Annotated in this window: 16 protein-coding genes; all 16 read right to left on the bottom strand. The window is 63.0% G+C overall.

Translation table 11 applies throughout. The features are described from left to right. Window positions 1-129 precede the first annotated feature (129 nt). Window positions 130-1,803, bottom strand: coding sequence for a DNA repair protein RecN (gene recN / locus EB235_RS17830; RefSeq protein ID WP_027029704.1), 1,674 nt, complete (start codon window positions 1,801-1,803; stop codon window positions 130-132). Window positions 1,804-2,020: 217 nt separating this feature from the next. Next, complete coding sequence (locus EB235_RS17825; protein ID WP_027029705.1) at window positions 2,021-2,893, bottom strand: outer membrane protein assembly factor BamD; 873 nt, start codon at window positions 2,891-2,893, stop codon at window positions 2,021-2,023. Between the two features lie 251 nt (window positions 2,894-3,144). Next, a complete protein-coding gene (lpxC, locus tag EB235_RS17820; RefSeq protein ID WP_027029706.1) occupies window positions 3,145-4,095 on the bottom strand; it encodes a UDP-3-O-acyl-N-acetylglucosamine deacetylase in 951 nt (316 codons plus the stop codon). Window positions 4,096-4,373: 278 nt separating this feature from the next. Further along, window positions 4,374-6,059 (bottom strand): cell division protein FtsZ, encoded by a 1,686-nt coding sequence (ftsZ, locus tag EB235_RS17815; protein ID WP_027029707.1) that lies wholly within the window; start codon window positions 6,057-6,059, stop codon window positions 4,374-4,376. A gap of 67 nt (window positions 6,060-6,126) precedes the next feature. Beyond that, complete coding sequence (gene ftsA / locus EB235_RS17810) at window positions 6,127-7,434, bottom strand: cell division protein FtsA (RefSeq protein ID WP_027029708.1); 1,308 nt, start codon at window positions 7,432-7,434, stop codon at window positions 6,127-6,129. Next, a complete protein-coding gene (locus EB235_RS17805) occupies window positions 7,431-8,372 on the bottom strand; it encodes a cell division protein FtsQ/DivIB (protein WP_027029709.1) in 942 nt (313 codons plus the stop codon). Before EB235_RS17805 ends, ftsA begins: the two co-directional genes overlap by 4 nt. Further along, a complete protein-coding gene (locus tag EB235_RS17800; RefSeq protein WP_027029710.1) occupies window positions 8,360-9,286 on the bottom strand; it encodes a D-alanine--D-alanine ligase in 927 nt (308 codons plus the stop codon). The genes EB235_RS17805 and EB235_RS17800 overlap by 13 nt, the downstream gene beginning before the upstream one ends. A 527-nt stretch (window positions 9,287-9,813) precedes the next feature. Then, window positions 9,814-10,830, bottom strand: a complete 1,017-nt coding sequence (locus EB235_RS17795) for a toll/interleukin-1 receptor domain-containing protein (RefSeq protein ID WP_027029711.1) — start codon at window positions 10,828-10,830, stop codon at window positions 9,814-9,816. Window positions 10,831-11,312: 482 nt separating this feature from the next. Next, a complete protein-coding gene (gene murB / locus EB235_RS17790) occupies window positions 11,313-12,278 on the bottom strand; it encodes a UDP-N-acetylmuramate dehydrogenase (protein ID WP_027029712.1) in 966 nt (321 codons plus the stop codon). Then, entirely contained in the window at window positions 12,275-13,675 is a 1,401-nt protein-coding gene (gene murC / locus EB235_RS17785) for a UDP-N-acetylmuramate--L-alanine ligase (RefSeq protein WP_027029713.1), read from the bottom strand. Before murC ends, murB begins: the two co-directional genes overlap by 4 nt. After that, window positions 13,672-14,799 (bottom strand): undecaprenyldiphospho-muramoylpentapeptide beta-N-acetylglucosaminyltransferase, encoded by a 1,128-nt coding sequence (gene murG / locus EB235_RS17780; protein WP_027029714.1) that lies wholly within the window; start codon window positions 14,797-14,799, stop codon window positions 13,672-13,674. Before murG ends, murC begins: the two co-directional genes overlap by 4 nt. A 1-nt stretch (window position 14,800) precedes the next feature. Then, window positions 14,801-15,952 carry a putative lipid II flippase FtsW gene (gene ftsW / locus EB235_RS17775; RefSeq protein WP_027029715.1) on the bottom strand — a complete coding sequence of 384 codons (1,152 nt, stop codon included), beginning with the start codon at window positions 15,950-15,952 and terminating at the stop codon, window positions 14,801-14,803. Next, window positions 15,952-17,352 (bottom strand): UDP-N-acetylmuramoyl-L-alanine--D-glutamate ligase, encoded by a 1,401-nt coding sequence (gene murD / locus EB235_RS17770; RefSeq protein WP_027029716.1) that lies wholly within the window; start codon window positions 17,350-17,352, stop codon window positions 15,952-15,954. Before murD ends, ftsW begins: the two co-directional genes overlap by 1 nt. A gap of 9 nt (window positions 17,353-17,361) precedes the next feature. Beyond that, entirely contained in the window at window positions 17,362-18,444 is a 1,083-nt protein-coding gene (gene mraY / locus EB235_RS17765) for a phospho-N-acetylmuramoyl-pentapeptide-transferase (RefSeq protein ID WP_027029717.1), read from the bottom strand. A 19-nt stretch (window positions 18,445-18,463) separates the two neighbouring features. Further along, window positions 18,464-19,897, bottom strand: a complete 1,434-nt coding sequence (locus tag EB235_RS17760) for a UDP-N-acetylmuramoylalanyl-D-glutamyl-2,6-diaminopimelate--D-alanyl-D-alanine ligase (RefSeq protein ID WP_027029718.1) — start codon at window positions 19,895-19,897, stop codon at window positions 18,464-18,466. Beyond that, window positions 19,894-21,348 carry a UDP-N-acetylmuramoyl-L-alanyl-D-glutamate--2,6-diaminopimelate ligase gene (locus tag EB235_RS17755; protein ID WP_027029719.1) on the bottom strand — a complete coding sequence of 485 codons (1,455 nt, stop codon included), beginning with the start codon at window positions 21,346-21,348 and terminating at the stop codon, window positions 19,894-19,896. The genes EB235_RS17760 and EB235_RS17755 overlap by 4 nt, the downstream gene beginning before the upstream one ends. Between the last annotated feature and the right edge of the window lie 40 nt (window positions 21,349-21,388).

Genomic DNA, 21,388 nt, shown 5'->3' with positions numbered 1-21,388 from the left:
TGGCGCATCACAATAGATCAGGATTCTCTCGCAAGGGAGAGCGGCCTTGGGAAAATCATTCCCGAACAGCAACATGGAGCCATATCCTGACTCGGGCCATATCCTGACTCGGGGATGACGCGGACAGTCTTAAGCCGCGTTTGTATTCTCGCGCAGCAGCCTCTCGGCGGCGGCGCGTGCCTCGTCGGTGATGGTGGCGCCGGCCAGCATGCGGGCGATCTCTTCCTGCCTAGCCGTCCTGTCCATCTCGGCAATGCCGGTCGCCACGCGGTCGGTGCCGCCCGACTTGGAGATCAGGAAGTGCGTTGCCGCGCGCGCCGCCACCTGCGGCGCATGCGTGACCGAAAGCACCTGCACGCGCTTCGACAGCCGCGCCAGCCTCTGGCCGATGGCGTCCGCGACGGCGCCACCCACACCGGTGTCGATTTCATCGAAGACCAGCGTCGGCGCCGAGCCGCGATCGGCCAGCGCCACCTTCAGCGCCAGCAGGAAACGCGACAGCTCACCACCGGATGCAACCTTCATCATCGGTCCGGGCCGCGTGCCGGGATTGGTGCGCACCCAGAACTCGATCTGGTCGATGCCTTCTTCCATGCGGTTTTCCGCCTCGCTCTTCATCTCGACGATGAAGGCGGCGCGTTCGAGCTTCAGCGCCGGCAGTTCGGCCATGACCGCTTTGGTCAGGCCGACCGCCGCCGCATGGCGAAGCGAGGATAGCTGCACGGCGTCGCTATCATAGGCCTCGCGCGCAGCGATGGCCTGCTTTTCCAGCCCATGCAGGCGCCCCTCGCCGGCATCGAGATCGGCGAGATCAGCAACCATCGTGTCGCGCAGTTGCGCCAGATCGTCGACGGCGACACTGTGCTTGCGTGACGCAGCGCGCAGCGAAAACAGCCGCTCTTCCGCCTTCTCCAGCCGCTGCGGATCATACTCGGTGGCGCGAAGTGCGGCCTCGACGCCCGACTGCGCCGCGTCGAGCGACAGCATCGCTTCGTCCAGCGACTTGACCACGTCCTCGAGCAGGCCCGGCGCCTCCGTTGCCTTGCGCTGCAGGCGCCTCAGCAAACTGGCCAGTTGCGGCAAGGGCGATGACGGGCCGGACAGCACATCCTGCGCATCATGGATTTCGGAAGCGATCTTTTCGGCGCGCATCATGTGGGCGCGCAGTTCGGCCAGTTCCGTTTCCTCGCCGGGCTGGGGATCGAGTTTGGTCAGTTCGGTGACCGCGGCGCGCAGATAGTCGGCCTCTCGCGCGGCGGCCGCCACCTTGGCGCGGTGGCGCGTCAGCTCCTGCTCGCAGGCGCGCCAGTGCCGCCATGCTTCGCCCGTCGAGCGGACGGCGCCGAGATGGCCGCCGAAAGCATCGAGCACGTCGCGGTGAGCACCGGGATCGACCAAAGCGCGTTCATCATGCTGGCCATGGATCTCGACCAGCGCGTGGCCGACATCGCGCATCAGTGTGACGCTGGATGGCTGGTCGTTGACGAACACGCGGGTGCGGCCATCCGCGGTCTGCACGCGGCGCAGGATGATGTCGCCGTCATCCTCGATGGCGTTTTCAGCGAGCAGCGCGCGCACCGGATGGTTGCGCGGCACATCGAACACGGCAATGACCTGGCCCTGTGCCGCGCCATGGCGTACCAGCGAAGCGTCGCCGCGCGCGCCGAGCGCCAGCGACAGGGCATCGAGCAGAATGGATTTGCCGGCGCCGGTTTCGCCGGTCAGCACGGAAAGGCCCGGCTGGAAGTCGATATCCAGCTTCTCGATCAGGACGATATCGCGGATCGACAGTCTGGAAAGCATCAGAACCCGGACCTCAAGCAATTCCGGGAAAAGTGCGTAACGGTTTTCCCCCGGGAATTGCGTAGAACAAAGAGATAGGACGGTTCAGCGCTTCAATCAAACCACTGAACCGCCGCAGAGCGGCACGCGACCGATTGGAGTCGCAGCGCCGCACTATCTTTTTGTTTCAGCATCGGATCAATCCGAAAAAGCGCGCCATGCGCGCTTCAGCCCGACATCAGGCGCCGGTGATCAGCTTGCCGGCCTTGGATATCCACGATCCGGAATTTTCGCGCGGCGACAGCCCATTGCTTTGCAGCAGCTTGTAGGAATCCTTGTACCATGGGCTGTCGGGATAATTGGTGCCAAGCACCGCCGCTGCCGTCTGGGCCTCCGAGGTCAGCCCCAGCGCGTAATAGCTTTCGGTGAGGCGGGCGAGTGCTTCCTCGACATGGCGGGTGTTGGAATAGCTCTCCACCACGGTGCGGAAGCGCTTGACGGCGGCAATATACTCGCGACGCTCCAGATAATAGCGGCCGATCTGCATTTCCTTGCCGGCGAGCTGGTCGTTGGCGAAGCGGATCTTCTCCTTGGCGTCGTCGACATATTCCGACGTCGGCCAGCGCGTAACCAGTTCCTGCATCGTCTGCACGGTCTGGCGTGCTTCCTTCTGATCCTGCGTCACGTCCTTGATCTGCTTGTAGTAGCTCAGGCCGATAATGTACTGCGCGTAGGGCGCGTCATCCGTCGACGGATAAAGCGCCAGATAGCGCTTGGCTGCCGAGATCGCATCGTCGTAGCTGCCCTTCCGGTAATCGGTGAACGCGCCCATCACCATCGATTTACGCGCCCATTCCGAATAGGGGTGCTGGCGGTCAACGGCGTCGAACTTCTTGCTCGCTTCGTCGAGGCGTCCGGCGTTCAAATTGGCGAGGGCCTGATTGTAGAGCACGTCGCCCGGCTCCGTCTGGTCGACATACTTCGACAGGTCGATGTCTTTCTCCGGCGACGACATGCAAGCAGAAAGGAAGAGCGAAGGAACAACCACCGACAGCGCCAGGAGAACGGACCGCTGGGGCGCCTTCGATTGACCGACTCGCTTGAAAAACATGATTGGATTGCGCCCTTTCGGCGTTATTTTAATGCCTCTTGCATGCTGTTGTCCCAAAACTGGTCCCCACTTTTGAGCGACATGCACTAATCGACGGCAGCAGCCATAAACCATAACCGCCTTGCCCGGCAACGCTATCTCCGGGCAATCGCACATTTTTGTGGCGGTGAAGCGGCGATGGAATATCGCTGTAATTTCGTCGGCCGATGGTGCATTCCTGCCACACCCGCCATCCCAAAACGTTACAGGATTTAGATCATCCAGGGCGCGTAGAGCGGCGCATTGACGGCGCTCATCTCAGCCGCGCGGCCACGCTCGCGGCGTGTCGTCTCGACGATCTCGAAAGCCGTACGGTCCGACAGCAGGCGCCGCAGCGCCGCTGCGTTCAGCCTGTGGCCACCGCGATAGGAGCGGAAACAGCCGATGAAGCGGGCTCCGGCCAGCGCCAGGTCCCCCATCGCGTCGAGCGTCTTGTGGCGCACGAATTCATTGGGATAACGCAAGCCGCCCATGTTGATGACGCGGTTGTCGTCGCCGATCACCAGCGAGTTCTCAAGCGACGATCCCAGCGCATAGCCGGCGGCCCACAGCCGCTCCACATCCTTCATGAAGCCGAAGGTACGGGCCCGCGCGATGTCGCGGCGGAAGATATCGGCATTGAGGTCGGAGGCAAACAGCTGACGTCCGATCGCCGGGCTTTCGAAGTCGATCTCGACCTCGAAACGGGTGCCGTCATAGGGTCTGAACTCCGCCCAGGACGCACCGTTCTCGATCCGAACTGGCTTGACGACCCTGATGTAGCGCCGCTTGATCGGCAATTTCTCGATGCCCGCCTGGTCGATGGCCTCCACGAAGGCCATGGCGCTGCCGTCGAGGATGGGAACCTCGTGGCCGTCGACCTCGATGAGAACATTGTCGATGCCCAGGCCGAACAGCGCGGCCATGATGTGCTCGACGGTGGCGATGTGCTCGCCCGACGGATCGCCAAGCATGGTGCACAGGTCAGTGGCGCCGATTTCGGAAAACAGGGCGCGGAACTCGCGGCCCTGCCCGTCTCCATTGACAAGCTGGAAAACGATGCCGGTATCGGCATCCGCGGGCACGAAACTGATAGAGACTTCTTTGCCACTGTGGACGCCGGTGCCCGTAAGCGACGCGCGCGTCTTCACTGTCGTCTGGTAGTCGTGCAAGACAAACCCCATAAGCCCGAATGCCTAAGTCCGCTTCTCCAGCCCGAGGGCGCGGCTCTTGTTAAATCGGCAGGCAGGGCCACTTCCCCGAAATCCCGGCAGACCGACTATGGTAGGCAGCGAAGATAATGTCCCGGCAGGGAGACTCCAAATCACGGTTTCTTACTCTCTGTAACCGCGAACTGGAACAGGTACGGCATCATAACCGTTTGATTTTACAGCATTTAAAACGTTAACAGGCAAGCAATTCCTTACTTGCCTGTTAACAATTGTTACGATCAGTAAACCGCTCAGTTGGCCTGGCGGCGCAGGAACGCCGGAATCTCCAGCTGATCGTCGTCCTGAGTCGCCCTGGTCTGCGGCGTCAGGCGGCCCTGGTCATCCAACTGGCCGCGGCGCGGCGCATAGAGCTGGGCGTCCTGGCTGGCGAGACGGCGCACTTCGGGTGCCGCCTGGCGCAGCTTGGGTTCACGCGGCTGCGCTGGCTGGAGCCGTGCCGGCTCTTCCTCGCGACGGGTCAGGCCGTTGGTCAAGCGCTTCAGCAGGCCCATCGGGCCGCTGTTCTCGTGGTCATGCGGACGGCTCTTGGCGTCCACCTCGGCCTTGACGACCGGCGGAAAATCCTCGACGCGCGGCATACGCTGCGGTGCCATCGCCACCGGCTGCTGGACCTCACGCAAGATTTCGCGCGGCTGCGGGGCCGGCTGCATCATCTGCTGGGCGACCGGCTGCTGCATTGGCTGCGGCTGTGCCGGGGGCGCCTGGAAGATCTTGCTCTGCGGGCGGAAATCGTCCGCATGCGTGACCGGAGCCGGGCGAACCTGCGCCATGGCGGCGGCATTGGCTTCAGCAAGCTGGATGGCCTCGGCGACCGGATCGATGGCACGCGGCTCATACACGGCCTGCTGGACCGGCGCCTGTCGGCTTTCCACCGGAGCAACGGCCGGACGGGTGGCCTGCTTGGGCGGAGCCGTACGGATCGAGATCGGCGCGGACGCGATTTCAGCCGCGGTCTTGTCGATGCCAGTGGCAACCACGGAGACGCGGATGACGCCTTCGAGCTCTTCGTCGAACGTAGCACCCAGGATGATGTTGGCGTCCTGGTCGACTTCCTCGCGGATGCGGGTCGCCGCCTCGTCGACTTCGAACAGGGTCAGGTCGCGACCGCCGGTGATCGAGATCAGCAGGCCCTTGGCGCCCTTCATCGAGGTCTCGTCGAGCAGCGGGTTGGCGATGGCGGCTTCCGCTGCGGCCATCGCGCGGCCCTCGCCCGAAGCCTCGCCGGTGCCCATCATCGCCTTGCCCATCTCGCGCATCACCGAACGCACGTCGGCGAAGTCGAGGTTGATCAGGCCTTCCTTGACCATCAGGTCGGTGATGCAGGCGACGCCGGAATACAGCACCTGGTCGGCCATGGCGAATGCATCGGCGAAGGTGGTCTTGTCATTGGCCAGCCGGAACAGGTTCTGGTTGGGGATGACGATCAGCGTGTCGACGCATTTCTGCAGCTCCTCGATGCCCATGTCGGCCGTCTTCATGCGGCGCTGGCCTTCGAAATGGAACGGCTTGGTGACGACGCCGACGGTGAGGATGCCCTTCTCGCGGGCGGCGCGGGCAACCACCGGAGCCGCGCCCGTACCCGTGCCGCCGCCCATGCCGGCGGTGACGAAGCACATATGGGTGTTGGTGAGATGGTCGAGGATCTCGTCGATGCATTCTTCAGCGGCCGCGCGGCCGACTTCCGGCTGCGATCCGGCACCGAGCCCCTCGGTGACATGCGCGCCAAGCTGGATCAGCCGACCGGCCTTCGACATGGTCAGCGCCTGCGCGTCGGTGTTGGCCACGACGAACTCGACACCGCGCAGACCGGCGGTGATCATGTTGTTCACGGCATTGCCGCCGCCGCCGCCGACACCGAACACGGTGATGCGCGGCTTAAGCTCGGTGATGTCCGGCTTCTGCAGATTGATGGTCATTGTCTCCGTCCTTTGCCTTTCACGCCGCTTCGCCGCCGCGGCCGCCTATGGGGCTGTCCCCGTCAATTTAGAAACTGTCTCTCAACCACTGACTCATGCGATGCAGTTTTCCACCCGTTCCGGTCATCCTGAGACCGGAAATGCCTTTCGCCGGATGGCTCTCGAAGCTCGCCATCTGCGGATAGATCAAAAGTCCGACGGCGGCCGAGAAAGCCGGTCCCTTCGCCGCTTCGGGCAGGCCCGCCACGCCGAGCGGGCGGCCGATGCGCACATTGCGTCCGAGGATGCGGCGTGCCGCTTCCGGCAGACCGGCCAGCTGGCTGGCGCCACCGGTCAGCACCACGCGCTTGCCGACCGCATTGCCGTAGCCTGACTTGTTCAGCCGGTCGCGCAGCAGTTCGAGCGTCTCGTCGATGCGGGCGCGCACGATGCGCGTCATGACCGAACGCGGAATTTGCAATGGCACGTCGCCGTCGTCGCCGATCGGCTGGACCGAAACCAGGTCGCGATCGTCGGCGCTGCCCGGCAGCGCCGAACCATGCATGACCTTGAGCCGCTCAGCAGCGTCGAGCGAGGTCGAAAGCCCCTTGGCCATATCAAGCGTGACATGGTTGCCGCCAATGGCGATGGCGTCGCCATGGACGAACTTGCCTTCCGAAAACACCGAAATGGTCGTCGTGCCGCCGCCCATGTCGATGCAGGCAGCGCCCATTTCCAATTCGTCGTCGACCAGGGCCGCAAGCCCGCTGGCATAAGGCGTCGCCACCATGCGCTCGACCGACAGATGCGAGCGATTGATGGAAAGCTCCAGATTGCGCATCGGGGCCGCGTCACCCGTCAGTACATGCATGTCGACGCCGAGCGCGTCGCCGACCATGCCGCGCGGATCGCGAACGCCGCGCTCGGCATCCAGCGAGAACCCGACGGGCAGCGAATGGATGACCTCGCGCTCGGCCTTCAGGGCCTGCTTGGCGCCGGCGCCGAGCACGCGCTTGATGTCGGCCTCGTCGGCCTCATGGCCGCCAAGATTGATGGTCGCCGAGAAGCTTTCGCTCTTCAGCCGGCCAGCGGTCATGTTGACGATGAGCGAATCAACCGTCAGCCCCGCCATGCGCTCGGCGGCGTCGACGGACAGCCGGATGGCATGTTCGGCGCGGTCGAGATCGACGACCACGCCCGACTTCACGCCCTGCGACTTCTGGTGGCCGATGCCGATCACCTGGATGCGGTGCGAGCGGCCGCGCAGAAGCTTGCCGTCATCGTTCGGCTTAAGCTTCGCCACCATGCAGCAAACCTTGTTCGAGCCGACATCCAGCACCGTCAAAGTGCCGGACCGGCGCGACGCGGCATCGCCAGAACCGCCAAGCCAGCTCATATCTTCGTCTCCGGCTTGCGCTTGAGGGTCTTCGGCTTCTCGTTGAGGGCGGCCTCGCGCTGCGTCGCCGCCTCGGGCGACAGCTCCACGACCAGCCGGTCTGTCAGGCGCATGTCGACAGCGGCGATATCGCGCGACAGCAGCCCCTTGTCTTTGTCCATCTTGACGAGTTCGGCGAGCGCCTGATCCTCGTCGTCCTCGGGCAGCTTGACGGTGACGCCATTGTCCAGCTTCAGGTCCCAGCGCCGATCACCGACACGGATATAGCCTTTGACCCGGCTCGCGAGATCGGGATATTTTTCAATCTTGGCCAGGAAGTCCGGCGCCTTGGCCGGCGCGCCATCGCCGATCAGCAGCGGCAGAAGCACCTGCTTGCCGCCAGAGAACGGCGCGATGACGGCGCCATTCTTCTCGATGACCGAGAGATCATTGCCCTGCTGCCAGAGCGCGAAGGCGTCGCGCTCCTCGACGCGCACTTCCAGCGTGTGCGGATAGACCTTGCGCACCGCCGCCACTTCGATCCACGGCAGGCCGGAGATGCGCTCGCGCGCGGCCTCGGCGTCGAAGCCGATCAGCGAGGTCCAACCGTCGAGCTCGAGTCTGTCGAGAATGTCGATCTCGGAGGTCTGCCGGTTGCCGACCACCTTGACCTGATCAACGGCAAAACCTGTGCGGGCAGTGATGCTCTGGACGATCCCATCGGCATGACCACCGAGATAGGCACCATAGGCGCCACTCGAAGCAAGCAGCACCGCCGACATGATCGCGGCGGAGAAGCGCGGCGCCTCGAAGTCGCCATCGCCCAGGCGCGCCAGGATGCGCACCGGGCGGCGAAGCACGCGCGGCAGCACGAAATGGTCAAACGACAATGACAGGCCGAACAGCGACGGCACGGCCGCGCCCTTCCCCTTGCCTTGTCCCCATTTCAACGCAGACACGAAGCGTCCTCCACCATCCAACTCAACAATTCGCCAAACGAGTGCCCAGAATGGGCGGCGATTTCAGGCACCAGAGACGTCGGCGTCATACCCGGCTGGGTGTTGACCTCGAGCCATACAACCTCGCCATTTTCGGAGTGACGATCGTCATAACGGAAGTCCGACCGGGAAACGCCCCGACAGCCGACAGCTTGATGAGCCTTGAGCGCCAGTGTCTGTATTTTTTGGTAAATATTTGGTGAAACTTTTGCGGGGCATTCGTGTTTTGATCCGCCCGCGACATATTTTGAATCGTAATCGTAGAAGGAATGGCCAGTCGGGATGATCTCGCAGACGCCCAGAGCCACATCGCCCATGACGGCGCAGGTCAGCTCGCGCCCATGGATGTAGCGCTCGACCATGACGGTATCGCCATATTTCCACTCGGACGACCCGACGACCTGCGGCGGATGCGACTGCCCCTCCGACACGATGACGACGCCGAAGCTCGACCCCTCATTGACCGGCTTGATCACATAGGGCGGCTTCATCGGGTGCTTGTTCTGGATGGCGAAGCGATTGGTCACTTTTGATTCGGCAACGGGAACACCGACCGATTTGACGATCTTCTTCGCCTGTTCCTTGTTCATGGCGAGCGCCGAGGCGAGCACGCCGGAATGGGTATAGGGAATGCCGAGATATTCAAGGATGCCCTGGATGGTGCCGTCCTCGCCGAACGGGCCATGCAGCGCGTTGAAGGCGACATCCGGCTTGAGCGCCGCAAGCACGGAGCCAACATCGCGACCGACATCGACTCGGGTGACCTCGTAGCCTTCCTGCTCAAGCGCATCAGCACAAGCCTTTCCGGAAGACAAGGACACGGGCCGCTCGGACGAGAAACCTCCCAGCAGGACGGCCACATGCTTGCTTTTCATTCCCCGTCATCCCCTCTCACGGCGGACCAAAAACCAAGATTTTCCGCAACATTGAGTCCGAGTCTCCCGGCAGGTTGCCCCCCCAGACGGAAAACGCGGGTAACGCGTCGAACGACTCAAATCAGGAAACGCTTTGGAGCAGAGAATCAGAGAGTTGATTCACTGGCAAGTGCTTATGATTCCGAGAGATTCACTTTGTGAGAAAATGCCTGCGAAAACCGCTCGGCTGAGTCTTTGGAGCAACGGTTTCGCGCGTTTTGCGAGCGCGTTGAAGTTCATCCGTTACGTGAACTTCGGCTAGCGCCCGAGCATCTTCCAGCGAGCATCATCGGCGAACCCATTTTTGGAAACCGACGCCCCAAAGTAAGAAGCCAGACACTTTCTGCCATACGCTGAATAACGGCCACAACTCCGACTGTTTTCGCGCTGCCCTAGCTCATCGCGATCTTGTCGCTACCAGCCTCGATACGACTCGAACTTGTCTGCATCGGCCCGAGCGCCGCAGGCTGGCGACGATCTGCCGACAATCAGGACCAGTGCAATGCTTCTTTGATCCGGTCCGCCCCACCAAATTGACCCTTCCGAATAATCTCACTGCTAAGTTCGATAGGACTGAACCGCTCACCACCCGACGGATCGAGAAGCGTGTTCAGCAGTGACAAAATCTGATTTCTACCGCTATCGATCCTATCCATGAAGTCTACCATGGACTGGACATTATCGCTGCTTGTCGAGCCTGCAGAACTCACTAGCATCGCGTAAAAATTCAAGTGATGGCGATAGCCGGACACTACAGACATGAACAAAGCTTCGAATTCGACCACGTCCCTCTTCATTTTTACAACGAGATTCGCGATAGCGGCAAAAACCTCCCGGAATTGGGGGGTGATATATTCATTGCGACCAGGGAACGAGGCCAAAAGAGTTTTATCTCTCGAGTAAAGACTCCCAGTGTTAAGAGCAGCGAGCGTCATGTCGGCTGCTTCCTTAAGCTCGCGCAGAAAAAGCTCCCATATGCACGGAGTTTCGAAGGCGGGTCTTTCAAAAATAACCCGCTGTCTTCGAAACAAGGCGACATCCTCGCGGAGGTGCAATTCACCCGGGCTGCTGGTGTTGCCTCTTATCGAAGGGAGACCGCGTAGGTGAGCTACAAGCTTCGCTACACCGGCATCGAAGTCGACGTTATGTCGAAAGTCGATCATGTTCAAGCGCGCGAGCATACTTGGGATTTCGCAGTCTCTACGCAGAAGGGGTATCAAACTGCGCTGTTTTGCTCTCGGATCCGAGTAGATCGCCGTTGACCGCTCGAGCGACACCCAGTCTGACAACAACGCTTCCGGCGACAGGACGAGTCCGATGTATCTGCTGTTTTGCAAGCCCTGCTCGAGTTCTAGCGGGATATCGCCGCCTGGAGGGATGTCCCATTTGTCGAAAAATACCTTGAGCAGCGACCCATTACGATCGGCCTCGACGACTGTTGCCAAATGCTCAACCCAAGTTTTATCTACGCCATTATGACTCAGGAATAGGTCGAATTCCTTCATTGCCGCTCTCCCCACCAGTCTTTCTAAACTTTCTACTCTATCCTAACGCGTGGGGGCAGGAAAGATGGCAGTGACCGGCCAATAGAAATGCTAATGTTAATTGCCAACCGCCTAAGGCGGTGGCTTTCGGCTAGGGCTTAAAGCCGGCGGAGTCCGCCGATTGATAGAGAGCATGCCAACTCAGGTTGAAGTTGCCATCGGGCTGGTTATTGATGTACTCGCACCAAATTTAGCCGGTAACATTTCCGCTCGTTGCAGCCCAATGGCCCGTTGCCGACAGATTGCCGGACGCTCCGCAACATCCCGAACTCGCTCAACGCCTTACGCGAACTTCGCCTCTTCAGGTATTGCACCACGTTTGATGCCGACGGGCTCGTGAAATCGGCACAAACATGTGCGGATCATCCCGGTTGATTGTCCCAGCATGCGCGACCATTTCATTCGCTTCGGTGTCGGGTTTACAGATTCCCTATCGGGAAAATCTAAAGCAACTGTCCAAGAAACTCCTGCACGGCATGGCCGGGCCGGAAATTGCCGATGCGCTTGATCTCCCAGTGCAGCCGGATACCGGAATGTTCGAGCACGCGGGCGCGCACCGTCTCGCCGAGATATTCGAGGTCGTAGCCGGTCGCCGTTCCGGTGTTGATCATGAAGTTGCAGTGCATTGGCGACATCTGCGCGCCGCCGATCATCAGACCGCGGCAGCCCGCCTTGTCGATCTCCTTCCAGGCCGACGTGCCTTCGGGATTCTTGAAGGTCGAGCCGCCGGTCTTCTCGCGGATCGGCTGCACGGTCTCGCGGTGGTTCTGCACCGCATCCATCGCCGCCTTGATCGTGGCCTTGTCCTCGGCAAAGCCTTCGAACACAGCCGAGGTGAAGATCAGCCCAGCCGGTGCCGCCGAATGACGATAGGCATAGCCCATCTCGGCATTGCTTAACGTATGGACATTGCCCTTGCGGTCGAGCGCCCTCACCTCGACGACGCGCTCGCGCGTCTCGACGCCATTGGCGCCGGCGTTCATCCTCAGCGCACCACCGATAGCGCCAGGAATGCCGTGGTAGAAATGGAAGCCGCCAATGCCGGCCTCCAGCGCCAAAGCCGCGACACGCTTGTCGGGCGTCGCAGCACCCGCCTTGATCCTGATCGGCGAAACCACTTCGGCCTCGCCAAACCCCTTGGCCGAAAGCCTGACGACAAAACCCGGAATACCGCCGTCGCGGACCAGAAGGTTCGAACCGACGCCGACGATCGTCAGGGGGATCTCTTCGGGCACCGCACGCAGGAAGGCGGCAAGGTCCTCTTCGTCCGCCGGCTGGAACAGCGCTTCAGCCAGACCACCGGCGCGGAACCAGGTGATCTTGTCCATCTCGGGATTCGGCGTGAGACGGCCGCGCAGGCCGGTAAGCCGGTCGCCGAGTTTGTCGATCAGGGCCTGGCCGTGCATCATGAGGCGGCAAGCTCCTTGGGCAGAGCATAGGCCCACTGGGTGATGTTGCCGGCGCCGAGGAAGACGACGAAATCGCCGGGCTTGGCCAAGTCGCGAATGATCGGTGCGATTGCCGCCGGCCCTTCAATGTAGCGCGCATCGCGATGGCCGCCGGCGCGGATGCGCGACACCAGTTCGTCCGACGTGACACCGTCGATCGGGTCTTCGCCGGCAGCGTAGACCGGCGCCACCATCACCGTGTCGGCGTCGTTGAAGCAGGCGGAGAATTCGTTGAACAGATCATGCAGCCGGGTGAAGCGGTGCGGCTGGGCAATGGCGATCACGCGGCCTTTGGTGGCACTACGCGCCGCCTTCAGCACCGCCGAGATTTCCACCGGATGGTGGCCGTAATCGTCGAACACATCGACGCCGTTCCACGAACCTGTGTGGGTGAAGCGGCGCTTGACGCCGGCGAAGGACGACAGACCCTTCTTGATCGCTTCGGCGGACAGGCCGAGCTCATGCGCGACGGCGATCGCGGCGGTAGCGTTGGAGACATTGTGGCGGCCAGGCATCGGCAGACGCAGGTCCGATATCGTTTTCTGGATGCCGGTTTTACGGTCGCGGATCACCACGTCGAATTCGGATGTCGCACCCGCCATGCGGTGATTGGTGAAGCGCACATCGGCCTGCGCATTCTCGCCATAGGTGATGACACGGCGGTCCTCGATGCGGCTGACCAGCGCCTGCACCTCCGGATGGTCGGTGCACATCACGCCAAAACCGTAGAACGGCACGTTCTCGACGAACTGGCGGAACGCCTCGCGCACCTTGTCGAAGCTGCCATAGTGGTCGAGATGCTCGGGATCGATGTTGGTGACCACGGCGATCTCGGCCGGCAGCTTCAGGAACGTGCCGTCGCTCTCGTCGGCTTCGACCACCATCCATTCGCCGTCGCCCATGCGGGCATTGGTGCCATAGGCATTGATGATGCCGCCATTGATGACGGTTGGATCGAGCCCGCCGGCATCGAGCAGCGTCGCCACCATCGAGGTCGTCGTGGTCTTGCCATGTGTGCCGCCGATTGCCACAGCCTGGCGGAAACGCATCAGTTCGGCCAGCATCTCGGCGCGCCGCACGATCGGCAGCAGCTTTTCGCGCGCGGCTTTCAGCTCCGGATTGGTTTTCTTGATCGCCGTCGAGACGACCACAACCTCGGCACCACCAAGGTTTTCAGCCTTGTGGCCGACGAAGCATTCGATGCCCTTGTCGCGCAGCCGCTGCACATTGGCGCTGTCGGCCTGGTCGGACCCTTGCACCTTGTAGCCGAGATTGTGCAGCACCTCGGCAATGCCGCTCATGCCGATGCCGCCAATGCCGATGAAATGCACAAGGCCGATGGTTTGCGGCATCTTCATGGGTGCGTCCCCTTCCTGAAATCCGTAACGGTTTTTCTGGACGCAATAGCCTCTGTGAGGTCGGCGAGCAACCGTGCCGCGTCCGGCCTGCCGGCCGACTTCGCACCCGCCGCCATCGCCGTCAGCCGCTCGGGATTGTCCATCAGCCCGCCAATAAGGGCTGCGATCCGTTCGGGCGACAGCGTCGATTGCGGATGCACTTCGCCGCCGCCGGCCGCCGCAAGGGCCGCCGCGTTCGCCGCCTGGTCGTGGTCGAGCGCATAGGGATAGGGCACCAGCAACGCCGGCCGGCCGATGACAGCGATCTCCGAGACGGTCGAGGCGCCGGAGCGCGAGATCACCAGCTGCGCCGCCGCTATGCGCGCCGCCATGTCGGTGAAGAAGGGCGAGACCTCGACGGCAACGCCAAGGGCGGCATAGGCGGCCTTGACCCGTGCCACGTCATCCGCGCGCGCTTGTTGGGTAATGAACAGCCGTTTGCGCTGGGCATCGGAAAGCAGCGCGATGGCCCCCGGCACGGCATCGGAAAAGAACTGAGCACCCTGGCTGCCGCCGAACACCAGCAGGCGGAACGGATCTTCTCCGCTCGATGCCGCATAGGGCGCCTTGGCCGCTTCCAGCACAGCCGGCCTGACCGGATTGCCTGTCGTTACCGTCTTGTCACCGGTGGCACTCGTATCCTGCGGCAGGAAGCCGCCGGCAATGGCATCGACACGGCCGGCCAGCGCCCGGTTGGCGCGCCCCATCACCGCGTTCTGCTCATGGATCAGCGTCGGGACCTTGCGCCGCGTCGCCGCGTAGAGCGGCGGCAAGGTCGGATAGCCGCCGAAGCCGACCACCGCATCCGGCTTGATTCTGCCGATAATGGCGGAGGCCTGGCGCACGCCGCGCCAGATCTTCCAGAAGGCGCCAAGCACGGCAATTGGATTTTTCGAGCCCATCGTCGCCGACTGGATCGGATGGATAGCCGCGGCAGGGAAATGGCCGGCAAACCGCTCGGCGCGGTCGTCGGTGGCCAGATGCACCGCCCAGCCGCGCTCGATCAGCTCATGCGCCAGCGCCTCGGCTGGAAACAGATGTCCGCCGGTTCCGCCTGCCGCGAGAAGGATGACACCCCTCGCCATGTCACTCCGCCGGCATGGCGCGCTGCGGCAGCGTAAAGCCCATCTGCTTGCGCTTTTCCGGCCGCTTGCGCGTCAGCGCCAGCACCATGCCCATCGAGATGGCAATGGCGATCTGCGAGGAGCCGCCGTAGGAGATGAAAGGCAGCGTCATGCCCTTGGCCGGCACCAGCTGCAGGTTGACGCACATGTTGATGACGGCCTGCAGGCCGAACACGGTGACGAGGCCGCCGACCGCATAGCGAGTGAAATCGTCATGTTCCTTGAGCGCCGTGTTGAGGCCGCGCAGCACGATGAAGGCGAAGATCGACATGATGAAGAAGCACATGATCAGCCCGAACTCCTCGCCCGCGACCGAGAACACGAAATCGGCATGGCTGTCGGGGATGACCCGCTTGACCGTGCCCTCGCCCGGTCCGACGCCGAACCAGCCGCCATTGATCAGCGCGTCGCGCCCCATGTCGACCTGGAACGTATCGCCTTCGCCGGTGAGGAACTTGTCGATGCGCAGGGCAACGTGCGGGAACACCGTATAGGCGGCAAAGACACCGCCGACGCCGGCGGCGCCGAGCACGATGATCCACAGCCAGGGCAGCCCCGCCATGAAGAACATGATGCCCCAGGTGCCGGTCGTCAGCATGGTCTGGCCGAGGTCCGGCTGCGCCACCAGCAGCGACACGACCAGCACCAGGAGCAGCATGGCGAACAGATTGCCCGGAATATCGGGCTGACGTTTGTGCTCGGCAAACAGCCAGGCGCACATGATGACGAAGGCCGGCTTCAGGAATTCCGACGGCTGGATCGACAGGCCGGCAAGCGATACCCAGCGCCGCGCACCCTTCACCTCGACACCGATGTAGAGCACCGCCACCATCAGCACCAGCATCAGGCACAGCATGATCAGCGACATGCGCCGGATCTGCCTGGAATCGAGGAAGGACACGGCCAGCATGACGCCGAGCGCCGGCACGGTGAAGATGATCTGCCGGGTGGCGAAGTGGAAACTGTCGAGGCCGATGCGTTCGGCCACCGCCGGGCTGGCGGCGAAGGACAAGATGATGCCGAGCCCCATCAGCGACAGGAACGCCGCCAGGAACCAGCGATCGATCGTCCACCACCAGGTTGCAACCGGACTTTTGTCGAGACGGCTCTGCATTATTGTGCCCCTCCGATGGGTTTCACACCCTCGATAGCATTCGCAGCTTGCCTGAAGGCTTCGCCGCGAACTTCGAAATTCTTGAACTGGTCGAAACTGGCGCAGGCCGGCGACAACAGCACCACCACCTCGCCGCTGTCGTCTTTGGCCGCGTCATGCGCGGCGTGTTCGACCGCCGCGGCCAGCGTGCCCGAGATCTCGTAAGGCACCGCCTCGCCCAGCGTCGCCGAAAAAGCGGGCGCCGCCTCGCCGATCAGATAAGCCTTGGCGATGCGCGGGAAGAACCCGCGTAGCGGCTCGATGCCACCTTCCTTGGGCAGGCCGCCGGCGATCCAGTAGATGCGGTTGAAGCTCGACAGCGCAGGTGCCGCCGCATCGGCATTGGTCGCCTTGGAATCGTTGACGAACAGCACATGGTCCTTGCGGCCGACCTGCTCCATGCGATGCGCGAGGCCGGGGAAGCTTTCCAGCCCCGACTGGATCTCGCCGAGGTCGAGCCCGACCCTCAGGCAGGCCGTGACCGCGGCAAGCGCGTTCTGCGCATTGTGCTGGCCGCGCAGCGAGCCGATACCTTCAAGGAAGGCGACCCGGCTGTAGCGGCCATGCACGGCTTCCATCAGATTGGTGCCATCGGCGAAATAGCCGTCGGTCAGCGGCAGCCGTTTGGAAATGCGGATGACCTGCCGCCCTGCCCGCTCCAGCCGCTCGGCGATCTGCGCGCACCAGGAATCGTCGATGCCGATGATCGCCGTCTCGCTGCCCGCCACCAGCCGCTCCTTGATCGAAGCGTAATGCTGCATGGTGCCGTGGCGGTCGAGATGGTCGGGCGTCAGATTGAGCAGGATGCCGGCCGTCGGGTTGATCGAGGGCGCGAGGTCGATCTGGTAGGACGAGCACTCGACGACATAGTGGCGATCGGGCGTAGGCGGATCGAGCGTCATCACCGCGCGGCCGATATTGCCACCCATCTGGGTGTCGCGGCCGGAGGCCTTCAGGATATGCGCCGTCAGCGCCGTGGTCGTCGACTTGCCATTGGTGCCGGTTATCCCGATGAAGGGAGCAGTCGGCGCGCTGAGAGTCCGTTCGCGGCAGAACAGTTCGATGTCGCCGATCACCTCGACGCCGGCGCCACGCGCCAGTTCCACCGTCCAGTGCGGCTTGGGATGCGTCAGCGGCACGCCGGGCGACAGCACGAAGGCCGAGAATTTTGCCCAGTCCGCGCCGCGCAGATCGGCGGTTGCGATGCCGGTGGCGGCCGCCTTGGCGACGCTGTCGGGATTGTCATCCCAGGCCAGCACCTCAGCCCCACCCTCGATCAATGCCCGCGCGGTCGCGATCCCCGAGCCACCGAGCCCGAAGAGCGAAACGTGCTTGCCTGCGAAGGATGCGGCGGGGATCAAGGAGGTTTCCTATCGGAGCTTCAGGGTGGAAAGGCCGACCAGCGCCAGGATGACGGCGATGATCCAGAAACGGATCACCACCTGGCTTTCGGTCCAGCCGAGTTTTTCGAAATGATGGTGGATCGGCGCCATCAGGAACACGCGCTTGCCGGTCATCTTGAAGTAGCCGACCTGGATGATGACGGAGAGGATTTCGACCACGAACAGGCCACCGACAATGACCAGCACGATCTCGTGCTTGGTGGCGACCGCCACGGTGCCGATCAGGCCGCCCATGGCCAGCGAACCGGTGTCGCCCATGAAGATCGCCGCCGGCGGCGCGTTGAACCAGAGGAAACCGAGGCCGGCGCCGATGACCGAGCCGAGCACGACAGCCAGTTCGCCGGTGCCGGGCACGAAATGGATCTGCAGATATTCGGCGAACACCGCGTTGCCGGAGAGGTAGGCGATGACGCCGAAGGATGCCGCCGCGATCATGATCGGCACGATCGCCAGCCCGTCGAGGCCGTCCGTCAGGTTCACCGCATTACCGGCGCCGACAATGACGAAGCAGGAGAACGGAATGAAGAACCAGCCGAGATTGATGATGAATTCCTTGGCGAAGGGGAATGTCAGCGACGACGAGAACGGCGCCTGGCCATTGTGCATGATCGCCCAGGCGGCAATGCCGGCGATGACGAATTCAAGCGCCAGCCGTGCCTTGCCGGAAAAGCCCAGATGCGACTGCTTGGTCACCTTGAGATAGTCGTCGTAGAAGCCGATCGAGCCGAAACCCAGCGTCACCAGCAGCACCACCCAGACATAGATGCTCGACAGGTTCGCCCACAAAAGCGATGAACCGATGATGCCAGACAGGATCATCAGCCCGCCCATGGTCGGCGTGCCCGCCTTCTTGAAATGCGTCTGCGGACCATCGGCGCGGATCGGCTGACCCTTGCCTTGCCTGAGCCTCAGCGAATTGATGATCGTCGGCCCGAAGATGAAGACAATCAGCGCCGAGGTGATCAACGCCCCGCCGGTGCGGAACGTGATGTAGCGGAAGACATTGAAGACCGAGATCTTGTCCGCGAAATCGACCAGCAGTGTAAACATGCGCTTTCGTCCCCCGACCCTACGACCGACTGTTGGCTGTTGATTGAGCCGGGAACTTGCCCAGCAGCGCATCGACCAGTTTTGCAAAGCCGATGCCCTTCGACGATTTGATCATCACCACGTCGCCCGGCTTCAGCGCGGCGAGCAGCACCGGCTTCAGTTCCTCGACGCCGGCGCGGTATTCCGTTTTGATGTCGTCCGGCAGTGCTTCCGCCAGCGCCCGCATTTCCGGACCGCCGAGAAAGACGGTCTGCGTACCGGTGCCAATGATGAGATCGGCAAGGGCGGCATGCAGCTTGGCCGAATGGTCTCCGAGTTCGAGCATGTCGCCGAGCACGGCGATGCGGCGGCCCTCGCCCGTCACCGGCGTCGCGTTGAGCAGCGCCATGGCCGCCCCCATCGAGGCCGGATTGGCGTTGTAGCTCTCGTCGATCAGCGTGATCGAGCCACCGGAATGCCGCAGCACATGGCGCTTGCCGCGTCCGCGCTCGGCCGAGAGATCGGCCAGCGCGAGTGCCACCTTGCCGAGATCAGCGCCGACCAGTTGCGCCGCACCCAGCACCGCCAGCACGTTCTGCACCATATGCCGGCCGGGCGCACCGATACGAGCGATCATATCATGGCCGTTGACCCTGGCGGCGATGTCGGAATGGTCGGCATGCAATTCGCATTTGGTGAGCTTGAAGGTCGAGCGCGCGTTCTCGCCGAAGCCATAGACATGCTCGACACCGGCGGCATGCGCCATCTTGTCGAGAAGCTTGAAACGCGCGTCATCGCGGTTGAGGACGGCAGCACCGTCGGGTTCCAACCCTTCGAAAATCTCGGCCTTGGCCTTGGCGATCTCGTCCAGGTTGCGGAAGAAGCCCAGATGCGCGGCCGCGATCATGGTGACGATGGCGACATGCGGCCGCACCATCTTCACCAAAGGCCGGATCTCGTCGGGATGGTTCATGCCGATCTCGAACACGGCATAGTCGCAATCGTCCGGCATGCGCGCCAGGGTCAGCGGCACGCCCCAATGGTTGTTGAAGGACTGCGCCGAGGCATGCACCTTGCCGACGGCCGACAGCACATGGCGCAGCGCTTCTTTGGTGGTGGTCTTGCCGGCCGACCCGGTGACAGCGACGATTTTTGCTTGCGAACGGGTCCGCGCGGCGACGCCGAGCTTTTCCAGTGCGGCCAGCACGTCCTCGACGACAATGATCGGCGCCGTCAGCCGGCCAAGCGACGGCAGCTTGCCTTCAGCCACCACCAACACGCCGGCCCCGGCCTTGATGGCAGCGGTGGCGAAGTCATGACCGTCCATCGCCTCACCCTTGATGGCGAAGAAGGCGTCACCCGGCTGCAGGCTGCGGCTGTCGATCGAAATGCCCGAAATACCTTCCGGCATTGGGCCGAGCGGCCGCCCATCCATGGCGGCAACCAGCGCCTCGGATGTCCACAGCAGACTCATGCGGCACGCTCCCGCAGCGCGTCGCGGACTTCCTCGTGGTCGGAAAAGTGCAGGGTTTGCGAGCCGATCGTCTGGCCTTCCTCGTGGCCCTTGCCGGCGACGATCAGCGTGTCACCGGCATGAAGCATGGCGACCGCCTCGTGGATCGCCTTGCGCCGGTCGCCGATCTCGATGGCGCCGGGAGCGGCGGCAAGAATGGCGGCGCGGATGGTTTCGGGCACTTCCGAGCGCGGATTGTCGTCGGTGACGATGACGACATCGGCAAGCCGGCTGGCGATCTCGCCCATGATCGGCCGTTTGCCCCGGTCGCGGTCGCCACCGCAGCCGAACACCACCATGACGCGGCCCGTCGTGAACGGCCTCACCGAGGCCAGCACGTTCTCCAGCGCATCGGGCTTGTGGGCATAGTCGACATAGACCGGCGCGCCGCTGGCGGTGGTGCCGACGAGATCCAGCCGGCCCGGCGCGCCCTTCAATTTCTCCAATGCGGCCAAGGCCTTGGCGACAGGTGTTCCCGTGGAAATAGCAAGGCCCGCCGAAACCAGCGCGTTCGAAATCTGGAAATCGCCGGCCAGCGGCAGGTCGATTTCGTAAAGCACGCCATCGGCGTCGACCTCGGCGCGCTGGCGATGGCGCTCATGCTCGACCCGCTTCAGCCTGAGGAAATCGCCGTGGCGGCCAACCGTCAGCACCTTGAGCCCGGCGGCCCGAGCCGCTTTGATTGTCGGTTCCGACCATGGATCGTCGGCGAAGATCACCGCCGGCGCGCCTTTCGGCAGCAGCGTGTCGAACAGGCGCAGTTTGGCGCGGTGATAATCCTCGACCGTGGGATGGTAATCCATATGGTCGCGGCCAAGATTGGTGAAGCCGCCGGCGGCAAGCTTCACGCCATCGAGGCGGCGCTGGTCGAGCCCGTGACTGGAAGCCTCCATCGAGGCATGCGTGACGCCGGCATCCGCCAATTCCCGAAGCAGCTGGTGCAAGGCGACCGGATCGGGCGTCGTCAACGAGCCGTATTCGTTGCGGCCGGGCGCGACCACGCCGGTGGTGCCGATCGAAGCGGCGGCATAGCCCGCCTGCTCCCAGATCTGCCTGGTGAAGGCGGCGACCGAGGTCTTGCCGCTGGTGCCGGTCACCGCGACCATGATCGCAGGCTGCTTGCCAAAAAAGCTGGAAGCACTCAGCGCCAGCGCCAGGCGCGGATCGTCGACCGCCAACACCGGAACCTGCAACCCGGCGACAGAGCTGCCCTTGTTTGTCACGATCGCGGCAGCGCCTCGCTTGGCCGCATCGGCAGCGTAAGCCGAGCCGTCCGCCTTGGTGCCGGCAAGCGCAAAGAAGACCACGCCGGGTTTTACCTGCCGGGAATCGGACGAAATCCCGGTAACCTCCAGATCGGCGGAAGCTGTTCCTTCGACTGGCAAGATACCGGCTAAATCTCTGAGCTTCATCGAGTCCCGTTCACCGCAACAAAATAGCGCGCAGTTGCCG

The organism is Mesorhizobium loti R88b (genome assembly GCF_013170845.1).
GTDB lineage: Bacteria > Pseudomonadota > Alphaproteobacteria > Rhizobiales > Rhizobiaceae > Mesorhizobium > Mesorhizobium loti_B.
This window is presented reverse-complemented; position numbering and strand designations above follow the sequence as displayed.

Coding starts and splice junctions, on each gene's coding strand:
- murG (WP_027029714.1), bottom strand. CDS start 14,799: ATGGCGAGGGGTGTCATCCTTCTCGCGGCAGGCGGAACCGGCGGACAT.
- EB235_RS17800 (WP_027029710.1), bottom strand. CDS start 9,286: ATGAAAAGCAAGCATGTGGCCGTCCTGCTGGGAGGTTTCTCGTCCGAG.
- EB235_RS17795 (WP_027029711.1), bottom strand. CDS start 10,830: ATGAAGGAATTCGACCTATTCCTGAGTCATAATGGCGTAGATAAAACT.
- recN (WP_027029704.1), bottom strand. CDS start 1,803: ATGCTTTCCAGACTGTCGATCCGCGATATCGTCCTGATCGAGAAGCTG.
- EB235_RS17760 (WP_027029718.1), bottom strand. CDS start 19,897: ATGAGTCTGCTGTGGACATCCGAGGCGCTGGTTGCCGCCATGGATGGG.
- lpxC (WP_027029706.1), bottom strand. CDS start 4,095: ATGGGGTTTGTCTTGCACGACTACCAGACGACAGTGAAGACGCGCGCG.
- mraY (WP_027029717.1), bottom strand. CDS start 18,444: ATGTTTACACTGCTGGTCGATTTCGCGGACAAGATCTCGGTCTTCAAT.
- murB (WP_027029712.1), bottom strand. CDS start 12,278: ATGATGCACGGCCAGGCCCTGATCGACAAACTCGGCGACCGGCTTACC.
- murC (WP_027029713.1), bottom strand. CDS start 13,675: ATGAAGATGCCGCAAACCATCGGCCTTGTGCATTTCATCGGCATTGGC.
- EB235_RS17755 (WP_027029719.1), bottom strand. CDS start 21,348: ATGAAGCTCAGAGATTTAGCCGGTATCTTGCCAGTCGAAGGAACAGCT.
- ftsA (WP_027029708.1), bottom strand. CDS start 7,434: ATGAGCTGGCTTGGCGGTTCTGGCGATGCCGCGTCGCGCCGGTCCGGC.
- ftsW (WP_027029715.1), bottom strand. CDS start 15,952: ATGCAGAGCCGTCTCGACAAAAGTCCGGTTGCAACCTGGTGGTGGACG.
- ftsZ (WP_027029707.1), bottom strand. CDS start 6,059: ATGACCATCAATCTGCAGAAGCCGGACATCACCGAGCTTAAGCCGCGC.
- EB235_RS17825 (WP_027029705.1), bottom strand. CDS start 2,893: ATGTTTTTCAAGCGAGTCGGTCAATCGAAGGCGCCCCAGCGGTCCGTT.